The following is a 7,697-nucleotide window of genomic DNA, read 5'->3' as shown; positions in this document are numbered from 1 at the left end:
TTGGCGTAAACGTCACCACACCAGTCTTAGGATCAACAACGAACTCACCTTGATCAGTGGTCTTCGTGGTCGAACCATCATCAAACGCAGCGGTGAAAGTCTTATCCTTCAACGCAGGGAACTGCTTTTCCTGTGGAAGGGTATCGTCACCAGCAGCATCGTCAGTCGAGGTCTGTGGCTTATCCAACGCATCAACAGACGTCAAGATTGGGAAGATCGTCACAGTCGAAGCCTTGACAACGTTACCATTCTTAGTCTTTGCACCAATACCAACAGGAGCAGGAATACCCTTGAACTCAGGTAGTGGCTCAAACTTTACAGTTCCATCAGGATTGACAGTCCAAGTACCCTCACCAGGAACCTCAAGCGACTTCACAGGATCAGCAGTTGGATTAGCAGGATCAATGAAACCAAACGTCTTTGGATCGGCAGCCTCAGGCAGTGCTGGAACAGGTACACTTTCAATCGTGGTACCAGGCTTAGCGAACTGCTCAGCAGGATTCAGCTTGGAAGCTTTGTAGCTCACCGTTGCTGGGGTTTCTACAGGAGTACCATCTTTCGCGGTACCGACATAAGAAACATCAGGAATATCGCCTTCGTAGTCACCTTCAGGTGTGAACGTAAACGCACCCTCTGGACTAATCGTCCACACACCGATACCCGCAACCGTCAAGGTCTTGCCATCAGCGCTGAGCACTGCATTCGCAGGCTGACCTTCAGCTGGGAACTTCAATGAAGTTGGATCAATGCCACGGTTTTGAGTGTCAGCAACTGGGCTGACAGTAATTGGTTCGCCGACAGCACCTTCAGTAGAAAGATTCTCGACGCGCGGAATTACCAGCGGTGCATACGTAGACGTACGTGCTTTGCTGCCATCTTTTGGAGTAGCAGTAATTTCAGCTGGTTTTACCTTACCTGCGAAGTTTGGCAAAGGCGTAAAGGTGACCACACCAGTTTCAGGATCAATCGCGAAAGAACCTGCAGGAGTGACGCCATCTTCAGCAAATGCTTCAGTGGTTGCAAGTGTGTAGGTAGAGTCGGTGATGCCTGGGAACATCTTGTCGTCAGCGCCGTCTTCACCGTTACGGCCAGCGTCGCTCACTTCCTTGTCAGTACCTTCGTAGTACTTCTTTGGATCTGCATCTGCAGACGTCTGCGTTTCACCAACATATGCGACAGTCTTTGCAGGAACTGGATCTTTTGGATTCAACTTCGTGACTGCTTCAGAAACGTTGTTGGCTTGGTTATAGTCCAGTGTGGAAGCAACAACCTTCACAGTGTTTGTCACGTTGACGATATCATCAACAGCGGTATTCGGCTTAATGCGACCCTTAATCGTATATACGTCTACATCACCTTGCTGAAGAACAAAGTCCGGGCTCACGTAGTGGTTCGCATCTACAGCCGCCACTGGTGCAAACATTGGGAAGTTTGGATCAGGAGCAATCGTATAACCAGGCTGCACACGCTTAATCGTGATAACACTGCCGTCAATCGATGCTTCGTATCCATCAGGAACACGAGGCAGATCCTTACCAATGATCTCAATCGATGCTGGATCAATGTATTCAGGTACGTTGTCAGTCAAGATATAACCGAGGCTATCGTTACCTGCTTCACGATTCACACGGATCTTCCATACCAGCTCATCTCCTGGTTCAGAGACTGGCTTTGGTGTGGTTCCATCAAGTTCATATACGTTCTTCGTGACCTTAAGGTCAGAAGTTGAGTGCAGCACATTCACAGCATGCGCAGAAAGATTTGAGAACGTTTCGAATGGTGTAGCGCCACGTAGTTCTTTGTCCTGCAACGTCATCAAGGTTGGCAAGATTTCGAACTCAATATTGCTCACATGACCTGGAAACGTCACGCCATTGTCACGGTTAGACTTCCAATAGGTGTTAGTCGGGCTTGCATTTTTATATTCTGTAACAATGCCATCCGCAGTTTCATATCCATCACGACGAATACGAACTTCGATACCCTTGTCTGTACGATATACACCGGCATGGTTTTTACCAGAAGCATTATACCGAGACTCAAATGCTGCAAATACACGACGTCCCGCAGGAGTATCCCAAGTAGCTGGATTTGAGAAGTCTAAATCGTCAACTTTGGTAATGCGGAAGTCCATATAAGTCTGAACAGCACCGCCGGCGCCACCGTCTTTATCCCCGTAATATCTATCTGCGAACAAATTCGCAAAGGTAACTGTCGGATCCCATGTTGGTTTATCAAAGACGATCCGGCCTTTCAACGCATTCGCATCAGTAACCTTACAGTGGAATTGTTGACCTGCTACCTGAGCAGTAGCAGCATCAATACCTTCTTCATTACCCTCAGGCAAGTTACAATTTGGGTACGTGGCAGCAGCTGCATCGTAGGCTGCTTTGCCCGCGAAGTTAAAATTCGCACCATCCCAGTCGCCAGCGTTTGGTGCTTCATATGGGTAACGATTGCCACGTGAAGGTGTACCGAACGCAAGGCTTGGAGTATCCCAAGTCATGGTAAATGAGCCCGGTGCACCCTTGAGCACAGTGTAAGGATCCGCACCTGCAAGGTCTGGAGCGAGCGTACCAATCGTTGGCCAGCCTCGCATTTCCGTTGGGGAAACCTTTTCCCACACAGAGTTAGATACACTTTGTGCTGGATTACGTGGCGGAAAAACGCGTCCGTCGTTTCGGTCACCTGCAGTGGTACGAGCCGGTCCATTATATGGATCATTTCCAAGAGTTGCCTGAGCTTGCGCTACCGGGCTAACTCCACCCCCGACAATTGCCAGGGTACTTAATACTGCGATTGTTGGAGTGAAAACATGTCTCACCCAACGATTCTTCTTTGCCATGTTTGCCTTTCTGAACGTGGCCACCAGTTGGAGATTAGTGACCATAGCAGATGTAATTTTAATGCTTCCTTAATAATGAAACAATGATTAATAGTTGATAATGAATAAGGTTTTCATTTAGATAAAAATATGCACTTGTTTAATACATATTTATAACTGAGAATCTATTAATAAAATAGCCCTGAGCAGCTCGAAGCTAATTGGATTACATTATCAATAATCATGTTTATTAATATTTTTATCGTTTCTTTGTATAAAAACTAATGTGTTAGATATGTCTCAATTGACACACGGTTCCTACAAACAAACAGAAATGTTCTAAACGTCAATGTCGTGTACTTGTTTTTGACGCCCTACGAACATCAACTCAACACCTGTGCAAACTCCTCAGATTTATTTTCAAACACTGGCCTCCAACAACATTCCGCAATCAAAAGGCACTACTTAATTTCGCAATACTCCTGAATATTCCTGCTAAAAAACAAAGTCTTTTAAGTTCGTCGAGTTTCCAAATCCATCGTCATTTCAACAAAACAAGCAGTAACAGTAAATTTCTTAAACCTTGCATCAGGCGCAAATTTTGTTTCCTCATACTTCTTACCCAACACCGCATATCATCACAGTGACGTATTTAATATAATGCCGCAATACGTTCAATTTTTTGTAAATACGCAACATCAATCGCATCACCTCACAAGTCGGATTATCGGTTGAAAAGACAATACTCCCGGCAATTTTCGCTCTGCCTCAGAAAAGCCATGCCAGGTTGTGTTTGAAATGCAAAAATCTCCCTTGCATACCGAGATATGCAAGGGAGAAATTCAAACCAAAACTTACTTCACAACTAGGTTCACCATGCGGCCTGGCACCACAATTTCCTTAATAAGGGTTTTGCCTGCTACATGCACACTCACACCCTCATCAGCCAACGCCATCTTGACCACCGTTGCTGCATCAGCATCCGCAGGAACAGTGATTCTACCGCGTACTTTGCCATTGACCTGCACTGGAAGCTCGATTTCATCGTCTTTCAGCCAGCGCTCATCAAAGGTTGGGAATGGGGCAAAGGCCAAGGTATCTTCATGACCAAGCCGATGCCACAATTCCTCGGCAATGTGCGGTGCCACCGGCGCAATCATCAAGACCAGCGGGGTAACCGCCGCACGCGGCGCTCCCTTGGCAAAATGCTTGGTCAGGAAGTTCACGTACTCAATGCCCTTAGCCACGACCGTGTTCAGACGCAGGTTTTCGTAATCCTCGCGAATGCCCGCGATCGTGCGGTGGAGGGCCTTGTTCGTGGCGTCGTCAAGCTCAGCGTCGGTGACGGCCAGCTCACCAGTGGTTTCGTTAACAACCAGGCGCCACAAACGCTGCAAGAAGCGTTGCGCGCCGACGACGTCCTTCGTTGCCCATGGGCGAGAGGTATCCAGCGGACCCATGGCCATCTCGTAGACGCGCAGAGTATCGGCGCCATACTCATCACAGATCTCATCAGGCGAGACGGCGTTCTTTAATGACTTGCCCATCTTGCCATACTCCTGGGTGACTTCCTCGCCTTGATAGAAGAACTTGCCATCGCGTTCTTCCACCTCAGCGGCAGGAACATACACCCCGCGCGCATCCGTATAGGCATAGGCCTGGATATAGCCCTGGTTGAACAAGCGTCGATACGGCTCACACGACGAGACGTAGCCCAAGTCGAACAGCACTTTGTGCCAGAAACGCGAGTACAACAAGTGCAGCACAGCATGCTCGACGCCGCCGACGTACAGGTCCACGCCGCCGCAGTCGCCGTCGAACTGCGGGCCGGTCCAGTACTGTTCGTTCTCGTATGCGCAGAACTCCTCCGTATTAAGGGGATCGATGTAGCGCAGCTGATACCAGGACGACCCAGCCCACTGCGGCATCACGTTCGTGTCGCGACGGTAAACCTGCAGGCCATCGCCAAAATCGAGCTCGACATTCACCCAGTCCGTAGCCTTCGCCAAAGGTGGTTGCGGCTCAGAATCGGCGTCCTGCGGATCGAAGGAGACCGGCTTATAATCCTCAACCTCTGGCAATTCCACAGGCAACATGGAATCTGGCAGAGCGTGCGCGATGCCGTCCTCACCGTAGACCACAGGGAATGGCTCGCCCCAATAGCGCTGGCGGGCAAACAGCCAGTCGCGCAGCTTGTACTGGATCTTCTCTTTTCCTAATTGGTGGTCGACCAGCCAGGTGATGGCGGCGGCGATGGCTTCAGGCTTTGCCATCCCATTAAGAGAAAGTCCGTTGTCGTTCGCGGAGTTTACCGCCGTGCCGGACTCGGTATAAGCGGCCTCGGTGATGTCGCCACCTGCGACGACTTCACGAATCGGCAGGCCGAAGGTGGTTGCGAATTCATAGTCGCGGGTATCGTGGGCAGGCACAGCCATGATCGCGCCGGTTCCATAACCGGTGAGGACATAGTCGGCAATAAAGACCGGAATCTGCTCACCATTCACAGGATTGGTGGCATAGGCGCCTAGGAAGACACCAGTTTTTTCCTTATTCTCTTGACGCTCCAGATCAGACTTCGCGGCAATTGTTGCACGATATGCAGCAACTGCGGAAGCTGGAGTGGACTCACCGAATGTCCAACGAGCGTCGATACCCTCGTAGGAACCGGAACCGCCGGCGACCAGGGCGTCGACAAGCTCGTGCTCTGGGGCAAGGACCATATAAGTCGCGCCGAACAAGGTATCAGGGCGGGTGGTGAACACCGTGAGCGTGTGGCCTTGGGAGGTGAAATCGACCTCGGCGCCGCGCGAACGGCCGATCCAGTTACGCTGCATGCTTTTGACCTTGTCAGGCCAATCGAGCAGGTCGAGATCGTCGATGAGGCGGTCGGAATATGCGGTGATGCGCATCATCCACTGGCTCAGCTTCTTGCGGAAGACAGGGAAGTTGCCGCGCTCGGACTTACCGTCAGCGGTGACCTCCTCATTTGCCAGCACCGTGCCCAGGCCTGGGCACCAATTGACCATCGAATGAGACTGATACACCAAACGGTACTCATCAATCACGCGAGCCTGCTGGGTGCGGTTCAGAGAAGTGAAATCGTCGGTGCCGAACTCGGCGGCCATCTCAGCAGGGACTTTGCGCTCACCGGAACGCAGCAACGGCTCAAGTTCCTTAATACGGCGGGCCTTGCCGGACTCCGCATCAAACCACGCATTAAAGATCTGGAGGAAAATCCATTGGGTCCAGCGGTAGTAGTCCACATCTGTGGTCGCAATTGAACGCCGTTTATCGTGCCCCAGGCCCAACCTATTAAGCTGACGCTCCATGTTCTCAATAGACTCCTGCGTCTTTACCGCAGGATGCGTGCCGGTTTGAATCGCGTACTGCTCGGCAGGCAAACCAAAAGCGTCATACCCTAATGTATGCAGGACATTCTTGCCCAACATGCGGTTATAACGCGCAAACACGTCAGTCGCGATATAGCCAAGCGGGTGGCCCACATGCAGGCCAACACCTGAAGGGAAAGGGAACATATCCTGGACAAAAAGCTTGTCCTTCGCAAGCGGCGTCTCACTCGCTAATGCTCCAACGGGATTCGGCGCATGGAACGTGCCATTCTCGCGCCAAAAAGTCTGCCAATTCTGCTCAATGGCACCTGCCAACTCAGGAGAGTAGCGGTGCGCTGGTGCCTCGCTCGGTGTAGTCATGGGTATTTAGTTTAATCGGTTTTCGGGATTTTCCTACTTTGGCCCCCTATTAAGGAAATGTTGGGTTCGACACGAGGCTGTCGTGGGAATCGCCGGCAGAGGAGCCCTGGCAGGCGGGGCGCGCAGGGTGTCTGCGCTACGCAACCGCGCAGCAATCGTGTTAAGCGACGCACAACGTATCCATCACATCGTCGTTATGCGTATCGAGATGGATAATAATGGCGCTTTAATGAGCATTGGTTCACTGCGGAAAATCCGATGATCTGCCCCAAATGGGGTTAATTTACAAGCCACAATTAAGGAAAAACTGAAAATCTAAGTGGTTTACCCAATAGAATTCTCAAAAACCGAGAATATTCCTGATGAGAAGATTAATATTACCTGATAAATAAACATTCTCCGAGGCAGAAAGGATCTTGTATGTATAACCATCATCATAAAAAGCGGCGTCTTGATCACAAGATAATCATTGATGCAGTTTTGAAGCACGAACTCGATCGCTATTCTATGTCCTCTGTCGCCAATGATCTCAGTGTAGACATGGCCTCCCTGTACCGTTACTACCACAACAAGGATGAAGTCACACGCGAATGCGTGCAACTCCTGCTCTACGGCATGGATTTGGATTTTGATCCAAGCGACAGCTGGCAGACGATGTTGCGTACGTTCAGTACAGAGTTCAACAAGGTTTGCAAACAACGTCCGGATCTTGCAACCGTGTTCGTCAAAAATCCTCTTATGAATCAATACCTCAAGCCAACGCTCGTGCGCATCGGGAAGCGCATGATGAAGGCTGGATTCACTCAGGAAAAAGCAACTTGTATCATTCACATGCTTATTGACACCATTGTCACCACTAATCACCAGATGCGGTGGTTCACCTGCAAAGATGACAAGAACGAAAGCGGTATTGAGGCTGTCATGAGAGAGTACAGTCGCTACGATCTCATTCATCCACGTATCCTCATGGAAAACGAGATGTTCTTCGAGCAGAAGATAGCATTCATCTTTGAATACGCCAATAAGACATTATTTTCTTAATACGGCATGCGTAAGCGCCCGCTTCAACCGTTGAAGCGGGTGTTTTACCCTAACCAGATGGTTATTCCAGCATGCGTCGTGAAGCTGCGATCCCGTTGTAATACTGCGCCGGGTGAGGATTT

General features: G+C 50.0%; 2 protein-coding genes and 1 pseudogene. 1 reads left to right on the top strand and 2 read right to left on the bottom strand.

Features of this window, described 5'->3' with window-relative positions:
* Positions 1-1,057: pseudogene (locus NXS99_RS09215) on the bottom strand (hypothetical protein); the annotation flags it as partial.
* A gap of 2,621 nt (positions 1,058-3,678) precedes the next feature.
* Positions 3,679-6,534, bottom strand: coding sequence for a leucine--tRNA ligase (gene leuS / locus NXS99_RS09070; RefSeq protein WP_259288357.1), 2,856 nt, complete (start codon positions 6,532-6,534; stop codon positions 3,679-3,681).
* A gap of 420 nt (positions 6,535-6,954) precedes the next feature.
* On the opposite strand from leuS, the gene NXS99_RS09065 reads away from it, so the two are divergent.
* The gene (locus tag NXS99_RS09065; RefSeq protein WP_259288356.1) at positions 6,955-7,575 is read left to right on the top strand and encodes a hypothetical protein; all 621 of its coding nucleotides are present in this window, start codon (positions 6,955-6,957) and stop codon (positions 7,573-7,575) included.
* Positions 7,576-7,697: the final 122 nt, after the last annotated feature.

This window comes from Corynebacterium sp. HS2168-gen11, from assembly GCF_024834075.1.
In the GTDB taxonomy this organism is placed as follows: domain Bacteria; phylum Actinomycetota; class Actinomycetes; order Mycobacteriales; family Mycobacteriaceae; genus Corynebacterium.
Note: the sequence above shows the minus strand (reverse complement) of the source record. Positions and strands in the feature narration are given on the sequence as shown.

What these genes read in the sequence shown, in the direction of transcription:
- leuS (WP_259288357.1), bottom strand. Translation starts at nt 6,534, where the DNA reads ATGACTACACCGAGCGAGGCACCAGCGCACCGCTACTCTCCTGAGTTG.
- NXS99_RS09065 (WP_259288356.1), top strand. Translation starts at nt 6,955, where the DNA reads ATGTATAACCATCATCATAAAAAGCGGCGTCTTGATCACAAGATAATC.